17 protein-coding genes and 1 tRNA gene are annotated in these 17,056 nt (G+C 57.7%); 10 read left to right on the top strand and 8 right to left on the bottom strand.

Features of this window, described 5'->3' with window-relative positions; translation table 11 throughout:
* Positions 1-255 precede the first annotated feature (255 nt).
* The 6 genes from LKE28_02745 (at position 256) to LKE28_02720 (ending at position 9,323) form a co-directional block, all read left to right on the top strand.
* Positions 256-1,386 carry a hypothetical protein gene (locus tag LKE28_02745; GenBank protein MCH3907180.1) on the top strand — a complete coding sequence of 377 codons (1,131 nt, stop codon included), beginning with the start codon at positions 256-258 and terminating at the stop codon, positions 1,384-1,386.
* 1,580 nt (positions 1,387-2,966) lie between these two features.
* On the top strand, positions 2,967-6,530 hold the full coding sequence (gene nifJ / locus LKE28_02740; protein MCH3907179.1) for a pyruvate:ferredoxin (flavodoxin) oxidoreductase: 3,564 nt from the start codon (positions 2,967-2,969) through the stop codon (positions 6,528-6,530).
* 98 nt (positions 6,531-6,628) lie between these two features.
* Entirely contained in the window at positions 6,629-7,285 is a 657-nt protein-coding gene (locus tag LKE28_02735; protein ID MCH3907178.1) for a rhamnogalacturonan acetylesterase, read from the top strand.
* Positions 7,286-7,323: 38 nt separating this feature from the next.
* Complete coding sequence (locus LKE28_02730) at positions 7,324-8,106, top strand: hypothetical protein (GenBank protein MCH3907177.1); 783 nt, start codon at positions 7,324-7,326, stop codon at positions 8,104-8,106.
* A gap of 21 nt (positions 8,107-8,127) precedes the next feature.
* On the top strand, positions 8,128-8,436 hold the full coding sequence (locus LKE28_02725) for a hypothetical protein (protein MCH3907176.1): 309 nt from the start codon (positions 8,128-8,130) through the stop codon (positions 8,434-8,436).
* A gap of 218 nt (positions 8,437-8,654) precedes the next feature.
* A complete protein-coding gene (locus LKE28_02720; GenBank protein ID MCH3907175.1) occupies positions 8,655-9,323 on the top strand; it encodes a WYL domain-containing protein in 669 nt (222 codons plus the stop codon).
* A gap of 409 nt (positions 9,324-9,732) precedes the next feature.
* Here LKE28_02720 and LKE28_02715 read toward each other — a convergent pair whose 3' ends face one another.
* Together LKE28_02715 and LKE28_02710 are read right to left on the bottom strand one after the other, a co-directional pair.
* Complete coding sequence (locus LKE28_02715; GenBank protein MCH3907174.1) at positions 9,733-10,212, bottom strand: GNAT family N-acetyltransferase; 480 nt, start codon at positions 10,210-10,212, stop codon at positions 9,733-9,735.
* On the bottom strand, positions 10,209-10,991 hold the full coding sequence (locus tag LKE28_02710) for a nitroreductase family protein (protein ID MCH3907173.1): 783 nt from the start codon (positions 10,989-10,991) through the stop codon (positions 10,209-10,211). Before LKE28_02710 ends, LKE28_02715 begins: the two co-directional genes overlap by 4 nt.
* 47 nt (positions 10,992-11,038) lie before the next feature.
* On the opposite strand from LKE28_02710, the gene LKE28_02705 reads away from it, so the two are divergent.
* Complete coding sequence (locus tag LKE28_02705; protein MCH3907172.1) at positions 11,039-12,298, top strand: MFS transporter; 1,260 nt, start codon at positions 11,039-11,041, stop codon at positions 12,296-12,298.
* A gap of 54 nt (positions 12,299-12,352) precedes the next feature.
* On the opposite strand, the gene LKE28_02700 is transcribed toward LKE28_02705, so the two are convergent.
* The gene (locus LKE28_02700; GenBank protein ID MCH3907171.1) at positions 12,353-12,517 is read right to left on the bottom strand and encodes a rubredoxin; all 165 of its coding nucleotides are present in this window, start codon (positions 12,515-12,517) and stop codon (positions 12,353-12,355) included.
* Positions 12,518-12,572: 55 nt separating this feature from the next.
* Complete coding sequence (locus tag LKE28_02695) at positions 12,573-13,538, bottom strand: WYL domain-containing transcriptional regulator (protein MCH3907170.1); 966 nt, start codon at positions 13,536-13,538, stop codon at positions 12,573-12,575.
* Between the two features lie 90 nt (positions 13,539-13,628).
* Between LKE28_02695 and LKE28_02690 the strand changes: the two genes are divergently transcribed.
* Positions 13,629-13,832 carry a SlyX family protein gene (locus tag LKE28_02690; protein ID MCH3907169.1) on the top strand — a complete coding sequence of 68 codons (204 nt, stop codon included), beginning with the start codon at positions 13,629-13,631 and terminating at the stop codon, positions 13,830-13,832.
* Here LKE28_02690 and LKE28_02685 read toward each other — a convergent pair.
* The gene (locus LKE28_02685) at positions 13,826-14,896 is read right to left on the bottom strand and encodes an alpha/beta hydrolase (GenBank protein ID MCH3907168.1); all 1,071 of its coding nucleotides are present in this window, start codon (positions 14,894-14,896) and stop codon (positions 13,826-13,828) included. The genes LKE28_02690 and LKE28_02685 overlap by 7 nt on opposite strands.
* 52 nt (positions 14,897-14,948) lie before the next feature.
* On the bottom strand, positions 14,949-15,485 hold the full coding sequence (locus tag LKE28_02680; GenBank protein ID MCH3907167.1) for a hypothetical protein: 537 nt from the start codon (positions 15,483-15,485) through the stop codon (positions 14,949-14,951).
* A gap of 83 nt (positions 15,486-15,568) precedes the next feature.
* Between LKE28_02680 and LKE28_02675 the strand changes: the two genes are divergently transcribed.
* Positions 15,569-15,988 (top strand): C-GCAxxG-C-C family protein, encoded by a 420-nt coding sequence (locus LKE28_02675; GenBank protein MCH3907166.1) that lies wholly within the window; start codon positions 15,569-15,571, stop codon positions 15,986-15,988.
* A gap of 45 nt (positions 15,989-16,033) precedes the next feature.
* A tRNA-Ala gene (locus LKE28_02670) sits at positions 16,034-16,106 on the top strand.
* Between the two features lie 62 nt (positions 16,107-16,168).
* On the opposite strand, the gene LKE28_02665 is transcribed toward LKE28_02670, so the two are convergent.
* A complete protein-coding gene (locus tag LKE28_02665; GenBank protein ID MCH3907165.1) occupies positions 16,169-16,627 on the bottom strand; it encodes a hypothetical protein in 459 nt (152 codons plus the stop codon).
* Positions 16,602-16,904, bottom strand: a complete 303-nt coding sequence (locus LKE28_02660; protein MCH3907164.1) for a hypothetical protein — start codon at positions 16,902-16,904, stop codon at positions 16,602-16,604. The genes LKE28_02665 and LKE28_02660 overlap by 26 nt, the downstream gene beginning before the upstream one ends.
* Between the last annotated feature and the right edge of the window lie 152 nt (positions 16,905-17,056).

Here is a 17,056-nt window from a genome sequence, read left to right as displayed (position 1 = left end):
GTTTTTCTTTGTTCGGTGCGCACAGTGTGCGAATGGCGCGATTTTTTTGCCTGTAAGGAGTTGGCGGGAGGCGCAACAGCGCCTTGGAAATGAAAATTGTTACAGATTACTATCAAACCGATATAACTGATACTACACCATATCTAGTGGTATCATGAAAACATGACCATGAATGTTGTGTGTTTAGGACTTGCAAAACGCATTTTCGCATGGTACTGTAAGGGACAGGTTTTCAACTATAATTCGGAGTTTCTCATGGAAAAAAACAGGTTGTCCCCGCTGGGGAGAAAAATATTTCTGGATCGGTATGCCCTGAAGGACGTACAGAAAAAGACCCTGAAGATAGGGGATTTGGTCGTCGCGGTGAGCAACCCGAAGACCGGACAGCGGGAGATCGGCACGTTGACCGCCCGGGATGACAATGATGTGACGGTCAAGCTGAACGATGGCAACGTCATCACGGTAAAGCTGGATGACATCGACAAACCGCTTGAGGTGCGTCCCGAACAGATGCTGGACCGGGTGGCCCGTGGCATCGCTTCCCAGGAAAAACAGGAAAACCGCGGGGCGTGGGAGAAGGAGTTCCGCTGGTTGTTGGATGACTGGAAATTCGTGCCCGGCGGACGGATTCTTACTGGTGCGGGAACGGACCAGAACCTGACTTATTTCAACTGCTACGTCATTCCTTCCCCGAAGGACAGCAGGGGCGGGATCATCAACAGTCTGGGGCAGATGACGGAGATCATGAGCCGGGGTGGCGGCGTGGGGATGAACCTCAGTTCGCTCCGCCCCCGCCACAGCTATGTGAAGGGCGTCAACGGACGGTCCAGTGGATCGGTCAGCTGGGGCGCGCTGTTCAGCTTCGTCACCGGCCTGATCGAGCAGGGTGGCAGCCGCCGCGGCGCGTTGATGTTGATCCTCAACGTCTGGCATCCGGACATCGTCGACTTCATCAACTCCAAGCGGGAGATGGGGAAGATCACCAACGCCAACATCTCGGTGGGCATCACCGATGACTTCATGGACGCCGTCAAGGCGGACAAGGATTGGGATCTGGTGTTCCCTGATACCTCCGACCCCCAGTACAACGAGCTTGTGGGATGGAGATCTGACCACGTGGAAAGCCCATGGGAAGAAGGTCATCACCTATCGGACGGTGAAGGCGCGGGACATCTGGCAGAACATCATCGAAAGCGCCTGGGCGTCCGCCGAGCCGGGCGTGTTCTTCATCGACCGGTACAACAAGATGTCCAACTCCTGGTACTACTGCCGGATCCAGAGCACCAACCCGTGCGGCGAGCAGGGGCTTCCCCCGTGGGGCGTCTGCAATCTGGGTTCGATCAATCTGTCCAAGTTCGTCGAGAACAAACAGGTGCTGTGGGATGACCTGAAGCGGACGGTGCGGGATGCCGTGCGGTTCCTGGATGACGTCATCGACGACACGCCGTACTTCTTCGAGGAGAACCGCAAGCGGCAGCAGAGCGAGCGCCGTATCGGCCTGGGGACGATGGGCCTTGCCGACCTGTTGATCAAGCTGGAGCTGGCCTACGGTTCGGAAGAATCACTGAAGTTCATCGACAAGCTGTACCGCTTCATCTGTGAAGAGGCGTATCTGGAGAGCGCCGATCTTGCCCAGGAGAAGGGCTCGTTCTCCTACTTTGACGCGGACAAGCTGTTGGAGAGTGGCTTCATGCAGGGCATGGATCCCGCCATCAAGGATGTGATCCGCAAGAAAGGACTAAGGAACGTCACGCTTCTCACCCAGGCGCCAACCGGCACCACCGGGACGATGGTGGGCACGTCCACCGGCATCGAGCCGTACTATTTCTGGGAATGGGAGCGGACCGGACGGATGGGGACGAACATCGAGCGGGTGCAGGTGTACGACGATTGGGTAAAGGCCAATCCGGGCAAGCCTCGTCCGGCGTTCTTTGTCAGCGCGATGGATCTCTCCCCGGAGGGGCACGTGCGGGTGCAGGCGGCCATCCAGCGCTGGGTGGATTCCTCCATTTCCAAGACCTGCAATACGCCGGCCACCTACACGGTGGAGCAGACGGCCAAGCTGTACGAGCTGTTGTATGAGCTGGGGTGCAAAGGCGGCACCACCTACCGCGACGGTTCGCGGGACACCCAGGTGCTGACGGTGAAGAAGGAAGACGAGGAGAAGAAGCCGGAGGCAAAGCCGGTGGTCATCGCCGAGCCCAAGGCCCGGGTGCGTTCCTCCTGTGTCAGCGGCATCACCTACCGGCGTTCCACGCCGATCGGAACGGCGTACATCACCGTCAACAGTGACGGCATCCACAGCAACAATCCGTTCGAGGTGTTCATCAACGTCGGCAAGGCGGGCAGCGATGTCGCCGCGGACGCCGAGGGTCTGGGCCGGTTGATCAGCCTGGTGCTGCGCATGCCAAGCCCGTTGACGCCCAAACAGCGGACGGACGCCATCATCGCCCAGCTGAACGGCATTGGCAGCGGCCGGCCGATGGGTTTCGGCAAGAACCGGGTGATGAGCCTGCCGGATGCCGTGGCCAAGGTGCTGCAGGAACACATGGGCATGGAGCAGGGCGGAACGGACAATCCCGAGGCGCACCTGCCTGACGAGGATGATGAGCCGGAGGCCAAAGGCCAGCTGGATCTGGGCCTGGATACGTCGAAGAGCAGCATCACGGCGGATATCTGCCCGGTGTGCGGCAACGCCACGTTCGTCAACATCGAAGGATGCAAGAAGTGCTTCTCCTGCGGGCACAGCGAGTGCTGATGACATCGGTTTGAATCGGTGGATTCCCCCGGGTTTCCGGGGGACTTTTTTCATTACCTTGCCAAGAACTTCCTGCTTTCTGTTGCAAACCAAACCGAGGTGAAGTATTATTATTGGTGATCGGGGAAAAACTTCCCCGACCTTTGGCATGTGTAAGGGATGGTTTGAAAGAACCATTATCGAATGTTTTACGATATGGAGTGTGAAAATGGGTAACAAGAAATTGGTTACTATCGATGGCAATACCGCTGCCGCGCAGATTGCATACGCCTTCAGCGAAGTTGCCGCGATCTACCCGATCACCCCGAGTTCCCCGATGGGGGAATATGCGGATTCTTGGGCCGCTGCCGGTCGCAAGAACCTGTGGGGTAAGAAGGTGGAGATCATGGAGATGCAGTCCGAGGCTGGTGCCGCTGGTGCGGTGCATGGTTCTCTCGCTGCTGGTGCACTGACCACCACGTTTACCGCCAGCCAGGGATTGTTGCTGATGATTCCGAATATGTACAAGATCGCCGGTGAAATGATTCCGACCGTCTTCCACGTGTCCGCTCGTTCATTGGCCGCGCAGTCCCTTTCCATCTTCGGTGACCATAGTGATGTCATGGCGTGCCGGAGCACCGGATTCGCGATGACGGTCGGCGGCAGTATCCAGGAAACCATGGATATGGCGCTTGTCGCTCATCTTTCCACGTTGGAAGCGCAGGTTCCGTTCCTCAACTTCTTTGATGGGTTCCGCACCTCCCACGAGTACGAGACCGTCGAGGATATTTCGTATGAGGACATCAAGCCGCTGGTCAACGAGGAATACATCGAGCGGTTCCGCGCTCGCGCCCAGCGCCCGGAGCATCCGATGCTCAAGGTCGCTTCGCAGAACGAGGATGTCTATTTCCAGGGCCGTGAAACGGTGAACAAGTACTATGACGCCGTTCCTGGCATCGTACAGAAATACATGGACGAAGTCGCCAAGGTCACCGGCCGGCAGTATCATCTGTTCGACTATGTCGGAGATCCGGACGCGACGGATATGGTCATCGTCATGGGCAGTGGAGCCAGCACGATGACATGGGCAAGCAAGTACCTCAACGAGCATGGTCGGAAGACCGGTGTGATGAAGGTCAGGCTGTATCGCCCGTTCAAGGCGGATGCGTTCGTCAACGCCATCCCCAAGAGCGTCAAGCGGATCGCTGTCCTGGATCGCACCAAGGAACCGGGCAGCCTCGGCGAGCCGTTGTACCTGGATGTCGTCACCGCTCTGGAGCAGATGGGCCGCAAGGACATTCTGGTCATCGGCGGACGCTTCGGTCTGTCCAGCAAGGACTTCCCGCCCAGCCACGCCGTGGCGGTGTATGACCACCTGGCCAGCAATGATCCGTTCGGCAACTTCACCGTCGGCATCAACGACGATGTGACGCATCATTCCATCCCCGTCGGGGATCCGATTGATGTCGCTCCGAAGGGCGTCGTTGCCTGTATGTTCTGGGGCCTTGGCTCCGACGGAACGGTCGGCGCGAACAAGAACTCGGTAAAGATCATCGGCGACAACACCAAGATGAACGCCCAGGCGTACTTCGCCTACGACTCGAAGAAGTCCGGCGGTATCACCGTCAGCCATCTTCGCTTCGGTGAGGGCAACCTGGACATGCCGTGGTTGATCGACCGCGCCGATTTCGTCGCGTGCCACAACCCCGCCTATGTCGGCCGCTATGATATGCTCGCCCCGTTGAAGGACGGTGGTGTGTTCCTGCTGAACAGCCAGGTGCCTTCGGACAAGGTGTTCGAGACGCTGACCAAAGAGATGCAGGAGCAGATCATCAAGAAGCACATCCACTTCTACAGCATCGACGCGCTCGCCATCAGCGAGAAGGTCGGCCTTGGTTCGAGGATCAACACCGTCATGCAGGCGGCGTTCTTCGCCATCTCCAAGGTGATTCCCGACCAGAAGGAAGCCATCGACCTGATCAAGCATTACATCGAGAAGACCTTCTCCAAGAAAGGAGAGTCGATCGTCAAGATGAACTGGGCCGCGGTTGACGCCGCCAGCGATGCGTTGAAGGAAATCCCCGTTCCGGCCAAGCCGACCAAGTGGTATGAGCCCGCGCCGTTGATCGGAAAGGATGCCTCCACCTACGCCAAGGACGTCATGCTGCCGATCATGCACATGAAGGGTAACGATATCCCCGTTTCCGCGATGAGCTTCGATGGTGCCGTTCCGACGGCCACCGCAAAGCTGGAGAAGCGTGGTGTCGCGCCGTTCGTACCTGAGTGGATCAGCTCCAACTGTATCCAGTGCAACCAGTGCGTACAGGCTTGTCCGCACGCGGCGATCCGTGTCAAGCAGATCACCCCGGAGGATCTGGCCAAGGCGCCGAAGAACTTCGATACGCTGGTCTCTTCGTTCAAGAACGACAAGAACCTTCGCTTCCGCATTCAGGTGTATCCTGAGGATTGCCAGGGATGCGGCGTTTGTGTCGAGACCTGCTTGGGCTTCAACAAGGCCACCAAGACCAAGGAGAAGGCCCTGAAGTTCGTCCCGCTCGCTCAGGCCCGTGCTGACGGTCAGGATGAGGCGAGCCAGTTCTTTGACAGCCTGCCGTACCTGACGGACGGTTCTGATGTGAAGACCATCAAGGGTCTGCAGCTCAGACAGCCGTTGTTCGAGTTCAGCGGTGCGTGCGCTGGATGCGGAGAGACGCCGTACATCAAGATGGCGACCCAGATCTGCGGAGAGCGGATGATCGTCGCCAACGCGACCGGTTGTTCCTCCATCTACAGCGGCACCTTCCCGGTAACCGCCTATGCCAAGCGCCCGGATGGCCGTGGTCCCGCATGGGGCAACAGCTTGTTCGAGGATAACGCCGAGTACGGTCTGGGTATGCGCCTTGCCGTGGACAGCAACCGCCACCAGCTGAAGATCTACATCGACCAGTTCAAGGCGATGCCGGATGCTGACAAAGACCTGCTGGCTGCCATCGCCAAGAACGAGGAGCTGTGGGACGATACGACGGAGGCTTCCATCGACGCTCAGGAAGCGACCCAGAAGGTTCTCGCCGAAGCGGTGAAGAAGGCCAAGACGCCGGAGATGAAGTACATCCTCTCCAAGCTCACCGAGCTGCAGGATTACTTCTCCGACAAGACGGTGTTCATCATCGGTGGTGATGGATGGGCATACGATATCGGATACGGCGGCGTCGACCACGTCGTGGCCAGCGGCCGGAACGTGAAGATTCTGGTACTGGACACCGAGGTGTACTCCAACACCGGCGGGCAGGCTTCCAAGTCCACGCCGCTTGCGGCAGTCGCGAAGTTCGCGGCCAGCGGCAAGAAGCTGGGCAAGAAGAACATGGGCTTCATGTGCATGAGCTACGGCTATGTGTACGTGGCGTCCATCGCTCTGGGTGCCAACCGCAACCAGGCCCAGCAGGTGATGCAGGAAGCGATCGCCTACAATGGCCCGGCCATCATCTTCTGCTATGCTCCGTGCAAGGAACAGGGCGTGAAGGATATGCGCTACAGCCAGGAAGAAGAGAAGAAGGCTGTGGAGTGCGGATACTGGCCGTTGTACCGCTACAACCCGGACAAGCCCGAAGGGGAGAAGTTCAAGTGGGAGACCGCTCCTGCAACCAAACCCTATCAGGACTTCCTGGATGGAGAGGTACGGTACGCTTCGCTTCGCAAGGTCAACCCCGCGCAGGCGGACGAACTCTTCGCAAAGGCAGCCGAGGATGCAAAGCATCGCTTGAGCTTCTACGAGAAAGTCGGACCGCTGATGTAAGGCGTTGCCTGAATCAGGATTTTGGGGACTCTCCCTTCGGGGAGGGTCCTTTTTTGATTCCTCTGGCAACATCAGGTTCTTTCTCGTACACTGGAGCCATGGGTACCGTATTTCTTCTGGGAGACTCCACCTGCGCGACGAAGATGCCAAATGCGTGGCCGGAGGCCGGCTGGGGGATGTGTTTCGCTCCATTCCTCGCCTGGGGCTGGCGGTTGGACAACCGCGCCGTCAATGGGCTGAGCAGCCGTCTGGCGCTCTCTGGCGGAGTGTTTGAACGTCTTGCTTCTTCTCTTTCCTCCGGGGATTGGGTGGTCATCCAGTTCGGCCACAATGAGGACAAACCGGATGAGGCACGCCACACCTGGCCATGGACCACCTATGGGGAGAATCTGGCGTATATGATCACCCGGATCCGGATGAAGGGTGCGTTTCCCGTCCTGCTTTCCTCCATCGAACGAAGAAGATTTCGGGAGGGGAAAGCGTACGATACCCTGGGGGAATACCCCTGGGCGATGGCCGCCGTCGCGGTTCGTCTGGGCGTCCCGTTCTTCGATCTCACCACCCCGACGCTCCACCTGCTGGATGCGCTTGGGGAAGAGGCAAGCCGAAGGTTGTTCAACCAGGGGATCTGGCCCAACTATCCCGATGGCGTGGAGGACAACACCCACCTTTCCCTGTATGGGGCGGAGTGCATCGCCGGGATGGCGGCGCGTCTGCTTTCTTCCCTTCCATTCATCAACAGCGACATGAGATGACACACTTCCGTGCTACCCTGGAAACTGGAGGGTGCAAGATGGTGTGTGGGTATTACCACGACGGGTTGTGCGGGGATACGGGAAGATACTGTCCCCATGGGGATTCCCTGCGGGGGACGGTGGACATGTTGCCGGATGTGTTCTTCCTGCCGTGGGTGGGACCAAATTATGGCAAGCGGATGCACCGGTGGGGCAAGGTGATGGTCCTGGGCAACACCAACATCTGTCTGTATGGCAGTCGTGTCTGTGGTATGGACGGAAAGTGCCCGCAGACACGGACGCCTGCCTGTTGCTGGCGTACCGTGACGGAATGCCGGAAGATGGACCACCCGCTCCTCACCTTTGTGACGCGGATGCTGCTTGGCCTGCATGTGGAGACGGAGATTCCTCTGCCATTCCAACAGAGTGGTTGGAACGAAATCGTCTTCGCCAACTATCTGTCCGTGGCGCTGAGTAGCGCGCGGGCGTGTGGATCGATGCAGCAGTATCGTCGGTCCGACGCGGCGTTCCAACAGCTTCTGCAACGCTACCGTCCCAGTCTCGTCCTGTACGTGGGGGGGGGCGATTTGTACAACCGGATCTCGTGGGATCGTTTTGACGTGGATGAGGATTTCACCTGCCAAGACGTCTCGCTGTACTGCCATGCATATCTCATGCCGGAGATCGGCTACCACGTCCTGACGGTGTGGCTTCCCTATCCCGCGTTGTTTGGAAAGGTGGTGACGCCCGACCGGTGGTATATGGCGATCACCCGGATGATGGAAACGAGGGGTCACCATGATTCTTATTCCGAGACAGGTAATGTCACGGTTTGGGAATAACCTGGAGGTCAGGAGTGGCCCATGATGCGGATGATGCGAAGGGATTTTGGGGAAGATGACACGGGAATGCGGAATTTCCGGGTGGATGCCGGGCTCCAAGGATTAAGCCTGCGTATGCGGAGGCAGTACGCCAGCCGTCTGGCGGACCACCATCGATGGAACGCCCCGTTCCTCTCGTTCCTGGGCAAGGTGCTCGGGATGGAAACGTTCCGCCCGATGCTCTCCCGTCTGCTCGCGCCGTACGGGACGCTCTTTCTTCCAGAGAGCGGGAGAAATGGGAAGAACTGGAAGCGGGAACGGATGGGGATGAGGTCGACTATGGACGCCTGAGGACGGTGTTGGGACGGTGGACGCCTCGCCGGAGCGGGATGCGCAGACCAAGGAGATACGATCGGCCCTGGCCATTGATGGCGTGGTGCGGGCATCCGACGACCCACGGATGTAGCCGTTGATCAAGACCTTCTCCCTGAGTGATCTGGAAGCGGAGGTATTGCTGCTCCTGTCCCTGTTGGAACGCAACCCGACGCTGAAGACATGGAGCGCGTCCCTTGCGGAGAAGATCCGCAGTTTCGGCGCGTTTTCCGGGACGTTCCTCGCCACGGGGGGGAAGCGGCGTGATGATCAGCGGGGACCATGTTCCCAAACTTACCCGTCCGGAGGACGCCTCCCATCTTGCCGTGTTGCTTGGGGCCATCAAGGAACAGAAGAGCTGTACCGTCACCTACGTCTCTCCTGGACAGGGCAAGGAAAAGCGGTATCAGATCTTCCCGTTGTGCTGTTTCTTCACCACGGACGGAACGTACGTCTATGACGTGACGGTGCCGGAAGAGCACCTGGTGATCCACGCCATCGAACGGTTTCGGGACATCGTGGTGGACGGGAAGACAAAGCGACCGGTCCTCCAGTATGATCCCGCATCCCTCCTTGCCGATCCTTTCGGCATCGCCTTGGAGGACGCGTATCTGGATGTGGAGGTGGTGCTGGATTCCCGTCAAGGGTGGTTTGAGGCGCAGCGCGCCTGGCCAAAGGAGTTCGTCACGCTCCAGAAGCAACCGGATGGAACGTGGAAATTCTCCATCCACACCCGTGGCAGGTATGGACATCTCTCTTGGCTCCGGGCACAGACGGGAACCATCCTGTCCATCAGTGATAGGGGCCTTGCGGAGGAATACACCCGTTCGCTGGATACGCAACTCACCCTGCTGGGCACGTCCTGATGGTTTGACAGAACAATGGGGTTTTGGTGATTGCTACAATTGTCAGAACTGCTGGTTTGACATAGTTGGAAAACAGGGGAAATCGGCGAATGGATGCGTGGTTTCCTGTTTTCTGGTGTAAGAAGTTGGGATTTACCTGATACATTTTGGGAGAAGAGGTATGTTCGATGTGAGAAGTTGCACGCTTTGACATCCCCACATCTGACAGGTTCAAGTCATTGTAAATCAACAAATTATCAGAAAGCGCATGGTCAGCATCCCGTAAATGGGGTAAGGTATGGGTGTAAGGAGATGGAAGAAGTCATCTTCTGACCCCCGCCTTTGCACGGCGGATGTTTTGGACGAAGGAGTTCAGCACAGGGGGAGCGTGAGAAGCCCGGCGTTGGGAAAGCGTCGGGTTTTTCTTTGTCTACAGGGGATGGGAGAACAGCCTGAGATCTTCCCAGGTGCCGTCATCGTGCAGGTATCCGTCCTTCAGGATGCCGATGCTGCGGAAGCCCAGTTTTGCGTACAGGTGCAGTGCCGGCGCATTGGACGCCAGCACGGCATTGAACTGCAGATTATGAAAGCCCAGCGCTTTCGCCTGGAGGAGCGAATCGGTGACCAGCGCCTCCCCGATGTGCGTTCCCCGTTTGTCCGCCCGGACGGCGTAACTTGCGTTGGCGTTTTTGCCCAAGTGTCCGATGCCGTTGGGGTGGAGGATGTACAGGCCGACGATCTCGCCCTGGTCCTCCGCCACGGCGGTGAGGCTTTGGCTGTGGAAGAACGCGTTCGCTTCCCTTGGGCCCATCGGATCGGTCTGGGGGAAGGCGTTGTCCGCCTTGACCACATCGTTCCAGATGGCGGTCATCGCAGGGACATCGGCGCCGGTGAACGGCCGTATGGTCATGAGAGCGCTTCTTTCCAGCGGTCGAACCACCAGGCGACGGAACGGTTCATCTCTTCCATGAAGGGGGAGATGTACTTCCTGCCGTAGTAGTAGTCGGCGATGGTTCCGGTGTTCCCGAAGGGGAGCCGGTTTGCGGCACGGTCCTGATCTTCCTGCTGGGCGTAGGCGTGTTCCAACCCCTCTTTGTCCCGTCTCCGGTAGCGGTCCGTCATGAACATGTCTTCCTCCGGGCAACGGGCCTTGAGCTTGGCGTTGGGCGCGGGATGCTTGTAGCCCATGATGACCATGCAGGAGGGCATGGTGAAACGGGGAAGGTCCAGCAGCTTCTGTAGTTCCTCGCCGTTTTCCATCACATCCCCGATGTAACAGGAGCCGATGCCCAGGCTCTCTGCCATCACCACGCCGCTCTGGCAGGCAATGATGGAGTCCTGGATGGCCAGATGCAGATCCCCATAGCCGGGATCCCTCCACTGTTTGCCGCTCTTCTGCGGGCTGGATTCGGCATGGAAGTAGTCCACCCACTTCTGGTAATCGGCGACGAACACCAGGCAAAGCGGCGCGTGTGCGATCATCTCCTGATGGTCGCAGATGGCGGAAAGTTTCTGTTTGGTTTCCTGATCCTGCACATCAATGACGGAGTACAAGGCCATGTTTCCCGCCGTGGGGGCGCGGAGAATCGCCTGGAAAATGGAGGCTTTGTCCTCCGGTGAGATCGGTTTGTCCAGGTATGCCCGGACACTTCTGCGTTGGAGCAATGTTTGTCTGATATCTTCTGTCATGGTTTCATGATATACAAATCGGTTGCTTTTGACTATGATGGTAAGATATGAGAAGCGTCCGCGCGTATCGGTATCGATGGCTGATCCTTCTTGCCTTGATTCTGCTGGTGTTTGCCGTGGAGATCCAATGGATGGCGCTTTCGCCCATCGGAAGAGTCGCCAACCGGTTCTATGACGCCTCCTGGCAACGGGGCAGGTACTCCATCGTCGACCTGATGTCCATCATCTACATGGGTGGGTTCATCGTCTTCGCCATTCCCGCTTCCCTATTGATCCACAAGGCAGGCATCACCATATCGCTTCGCATCAGCTCGATTCTCGTTGTGCTGGGAAGCGCGATGAAGGTGCTGGAAGTCCAGTCCCCCACGTTCCTTTTGGTCAGCCAGGCGGTGTTGTCCATGGCCCAGGCCATCATCCTCAGCATGGCGACGGTCACCGTCGCCCGATGGTTCCCCATCCGGGAGCGGGGGATGGCCGTCGGTCTGGTCTCCGCCTGCCAGTACATCGCCATCGCGTTCAACGTCGTCTTCTCCCCGTATCTGATGCGGGATGGTTCGTTCCCCCGCCTGGTCGCCATCTACAGCATGATCTCCTCAGGGTTCGCCGTTGTCGGCGCGTTGTTGATCCGGGAAAACCCGCCCACGCCTTCGTCGTTGGTCGAGCCTGCCGATGAGTCGTATCTCAAGGCGTTCCTCACCATCGGGAGAATCGGTACGGTACGTGGGATGATCACCGTATTCGCCATCTCCTGGGGCGTGATCATGGCGATGCTGGTGAAGATCGATTTCATCGCCGCCGAACTGAATCTGGGTTCTACGGCGCGCTTTGGGTTGGTGATGATCCTCTCTGGCGCCGTCGGAGCGTTCATCCTGCCTGCCGTATCCGACGCGGTACGCAAACGGAAAGTGCTGTTCGCCGGCTGTCTGGGATTGAGCCTGCCCGGCATGTTGCTGCTCTATTTCTCCCGGAATGCCGCCATGTCCTACGCCGGTGCGGTGATCTTCGGGTTCTTCGCCTTCAGCGCCATCCCCATTGGCCTGCAGTACGCGGCTGAGATGGGATATCCCAATTCGGAGGAGATCGTGCAGAGCCACATGGTGTTCTTCTCCCAGGGTGTGGGAGCGTTGATCCTGGTGTTCACCATGAGCGAGACGATCCTGGAGTTCCGCCACATGATCTCGTTCTTCCTGGCGTTGATGCTTGGCTGTTTCCTTGGCTCGACGTTCTTCGACGAGAGCAAGGTGATCATCACGGAGGATGAGCGGCTGGACAAGGAGATCAACCGGGAGATCGTGCAGAACGAATAAAAAAAAGTCCTGCGGGAAAATCCACAGGACATGTCATGTCTCGTTCAAGTATGATCAGTCGGCTCTGACGACGAAATCCGACTTGGAAGCTCCACACAGGGGGCAGATCCAATCATCGGGGAGATCCTCAAAGGCCGTTCCCGGTTTGATGCCGTTATCCGGATCGCCCATCGCGGGATCATACACGTAACCGCACATGCTGCATTCGTACTTCTTCATGGTAGTACCTCCTCCCACAAGATAAACTGAACGGGGGAAAGAGACAAGAGCGCAGTCACGATTTTGGCTCGTAGACGGCAAGAATGTCCTTGAGAAGGCAACAGAATTTCTTCCGATAGCTCTGAGGCTCCAGGATTTCCACGCTGGGACCGCACTGGATGATCTTCAGCGTCAGCATGAAGGAATTCTCCACAGAGAACGAGACGATCTGGTAACCATCATGTTTTTCGATCTGCTCCGGGCTGTGGTCCAGGTCCCGGAACACGTTCAGCGCGCTGGATTCGTTGATCTTCAGCTTCAGCGAGATGGTGTCGGCGCTGGAGTAGTCCGTCTGCTTGGTGGGGATCTTGAACGGCTTGAGGTTGTCCGGAATGGTGTACGTCTCATCCAGAATCGTCGCGCCGGCGATGGTGGTGATGTCGATGGTCACGATCTCCTGGGTGTGGCGCAGGCGTCCGGTGACGGAGATCGGGTTGCGTTTGTTGTTCTCATCTTCCCGAAAGCCGATGAAGTACGGGGCCAGCTCCGTCTCGGTGCCGTCCTTCTGCGTGATCTTCACGATACGACCGGACACCCAGCTGTCGATCAACACCTCGAGGACGGAGTTGAACTGTCCGTTTCCTTTTTTCTGTTGGATCTGTTTGTCGATCTGTTCGGCAAGCAGAATGATGTTGTCACTGACCTTCGGGGCGTAGGCGCGCATGTTCATGGCGATCTTCCTCAGTCCTGAGGCCAGGTGGGGGTTCTGGAACTCGCTGTTCTGCGCCAGCGCTTCGGCGCTCATGTTGAACGCCAGGCTCTCATAGACGGAGAGATCCAGGTTGGAGGAATCGCTCTCGCTTTCCTTGATCTTGATCAAGTTGTTCTCTTCGTAGATGTCCACATGACCTTTCAGCGCGTCCACATACCTGCTGATGGTCGAGCGGTGTACTCCGAGTCTTCGGGCGATCTCCGCACGACGCAACCCTTCCGGGTGGCTGTGCAGAAGCAATTCCAACTGCGCGACACGTTCCCCTTTCATCATTCGTTCCTTTTTTTCTTGCAATTAATTGCAACATATCGTATACCATGATTGTTGCTGATGCAAGAAAAAAGCAACAAGGGGTGCAATATGGACGACAAACGTTTGGAACAGATCGAAACGAAGCTCGCCTATATGGAGCGTGCCGTGGCGGAGCTCAACGAGGTGGTGGCGGACCAGGCCAAAGAACTGGGGGTCCTGCAGAACCAAGTGGACAAGCTGAAAGGCCGGTTTGACGCCCTGATGGAAGAGGAGACGGAAGACATCCCGTCCCGACGGCCTCCCCACTATTGAGACTCGATGGAGATGTAGCCTTTGTTCTTCCGCTTGATCTCCTTCTTCTCCCGCTTGAGATTCTGCTCGTAGGTCTTGAAGCTCTGCAGCGTCACCTGTCCGACCGGTCTGCCGGAAACGAACTGGGAGATGGCGCACATCGCTTCGTCCGTCCCGGAAGCCTGGGGGTAGCGGATGAAACCATGAACGGCTCCGGAGACCTCCAGGTAGTTCACCGGGGTGTCCGCCGCTTTCAAGGCACCGGCGTACAGCTTGCCGTCATCCTTCAAGGGATCGTACTCGGCGGAGATGATCAACGTCTCCGGAAGGCGTGACTGGTCAAGCCCCAAGAGGGGGGAGAAGTTGGGATTCAGTGTGTCTTTCGGTTCCCTGGCGTACTTGGAGATGTAGAAAGCCATCTGCCGGTCGGTCAGCGTTGGGGAATCCTTGTACTGCTCGTAGCTTTCCGTCCGCATCCGTCCGTCGGTGATGGGGCACAGGAGGATCTGACCGGCAAGGGACGGCCCTTTGCGGTCCCGTGCCAGTCGGGAGACCACGGCTGCCAGGTTGCCGCCAGCGCAGTCTCCGAACAGGTAGATCCGGTCAGGGTCGATCTTCCAGTACCGGCATCCTGATGCGGCCCACAGCAGGGTGGAATAGCAATCCTCCACTGCGGTGGGGAACTTGTATTTGGGGGCGAGACGGTAATCGACGGAGAGTACGGGGGCGTGAAGCGTGTCGGAAAGCCGCGCGCAGAAGTTGTTGTACAGGGCCATGTTGCCGAACACCCAGCCGCCGCCATGGAAGAACAGGATCAACGGGGTGGCGTCGCTCATGTCGCGGACCCCACGCTTTCGGAAGTAGTATCCGGTCACCACGCCGTCCTGGACGGGGATGATGAACGTCTCGTTCTCGATGTTGCTGGGGTACTTGCCCAGAATCCTCAGGTATCCCCTGCTGATGGATGAACTGGAGTTCATCTCATCAATACGATCCTGGGTGAGCGTCGCGGGATCGAACGAGGATTCCTTGTTGATGTGGTAGACAAGCCTCCTCATTGCCGAGGACAGCACATACTTCGTCATGATACTCCATGGTATTCCAACATCGGACGGCACGCAAGGGTCCCCCTCTTTTTCAAGTGTACAGGCTTTCCTTGGGGATCAACACGCCCTGGTGGGATTTGACGATATGTTCCAGAAGCCGCTCCAGGCGGGGGCGGTTGAACCGCTGGATGATGACGAACGGGACGTTGACCAGCGTGATGTACAGCAGGAGGAAGAACAGGCCGGGGACGGTGGGGTTGTTCATCAGTACCAGAATGCCGAAGATGAAGGCCAGTCCATGGCACATCTCCGCCCGGACCGTCTCCAGGATGAAGATGTACAGGTACATCGGGTCGGTGGTGTTCATCCGTGTCTTGCGGAACTGGTTGGGGGAGTTGTCCCCCATTTCCGGCAGACGGTCCTTCCACTTCTTCACATCGAAGAACTGTTGGTAGACATCTCCGTTCTTCTCCCAGTTGTGGCTGTGCAAAATCTGACGCCATCGCTCAAGGCTCTTTTCGTCCATATGGTCGACGACCAGGGAGGCGGCGAACTGGGTGAGCACGATGAAACAGAACACCTGCAGTGATGGTTTGATGAGCAACAGGATATCCTTCACGTCAGGCATCAGGGGCCTCCTTCCAAAACTATACGAGAAACCGTCCGAATTGGCAACTTGCCGTTGGTTTTCCCTTTTCGTATCTTGATGGTATGCGACAACCTACTATTGCGGAACAAGTGCATGATGCCTATTACGTCCACGATTGGAATTGCGCCCGCACCGCGCTGTGGGTGCTGTCCAATCTGTACGGCGTGGAGCTTCAGCCGCAACTGTGGGAAGCCGCGGTGGGGATGCATGGCGCCGGTGGACACCGCGACCAGTGTGGTCTGGTGGAAGGTTCCCTGCTGTTCCTCGGGGTCTATTTCACCGAGAAAGGCTGGTCGGAGGAGGCGGTCGTTTCCGTTTGCAACCAGTTTGCCGAGGCGTTCACCCAGACGTTCGGCTCGCTTCGGTGCAGGGAACTTCGTCCCGGTGGGTTTACTGACAACGATCCCCCGCATCTGTGCGAGGAACTCTCCGTCAAAGCCATCACGTTCACCTCGGAATTCATTCAGCACCAAACCCCTTGAAATTATGGGCGTTTCCCTGTATATGTAGTTACGTTGGTTTTCTACGGGGCTGTAGCTCAGTTGGTAGAGCGTCAGGTTCGCAATCTGATTGTCATCGGTTCGATTCCGACCAGCTCCATAATCCACCCACATCTCAGAAGAGTGATCACTGGCATATCCAAGCGATATGCCAGTGTTCGTTTATGCCAGGAAACCCCACAGGTTGGGGAAGAGCAGGTGGACGAGCACCAGAAGGATGGCGACCAAGGCGGCCGTCCGGTGCGCCTTCAGGAGCTTTGGTTTCTTCTCCAGGAAGAACAGCAGGCCGAGGATCGCCGTGACGAAGAATCCCAGCCAGGCGAACGGGCCGGTGTGGAGACGGAGCGCGCCGAGAGCCACGTATCCATGGAATGCGGCGATCACAAGCAGCGCCAACGCAGCCGGCTTGTGGATGGCCTTGAGCACCTTCAGCGTTTTCAGATACCCGGTCCCTTTCACATGGAACACCTTGGTGCAGAGCATCCGGACCCAGTAGGGAGAAGTGATAAGGATGATCAGGAACGCGGAAATGAGGCCGAGGATGGCGTACAGGTTGCCGGTTGGCCGCTGTGGGGGTTCTTCGGTGACGATGGATTCAGTGAGCGTGCCGACGACCGGCAAGCGGCCGAGGACGATCTTCCCATGGGGGGATCGTCCGACAATCTCTTCCGTCAGGTCGTTTCCCGCCTGAAACCCATTGTGACGTCCACGCCTTCCACCGGGAGCTGTTGCTGACGTCATACACGACGCCTTCCACGGCGATGTAGGCGGGTTGTCCGTTCTGTCCGTTGTACGTCGCCAGCTCTTCCAACGTGAACGCCTCTTCCGCGGCAAAGAGCGGGATGGCGGCCAACAGCAGCAGAAGCAGGGCAAGGATGGGCAATAAGCGGTGTTTCATGATGGTATCTCCTCGTATGTCCGCCGTGGCGGGGATGCAAAAAATATACCAGCCGGATGTACCAGAGGCAAGCGGAGGACCTGAGATTCGTGATGGGCGTTCAGAATATGGTGTTTTTATTCGGATAAAACCGACTCGGATGAATCCGAATA

Source organism: Sphaerochaeta sp. (genome assembly GCA_022482495.1).
Classification (GTDB): Bacteria; Spirochaetota; Spirochaetia; order Sphaerochaetales; family Sphaerochaetaceae; genus RUG023.
This window is presented reverse-complemented; position numbering and strand designations above follow the sequence as displayed.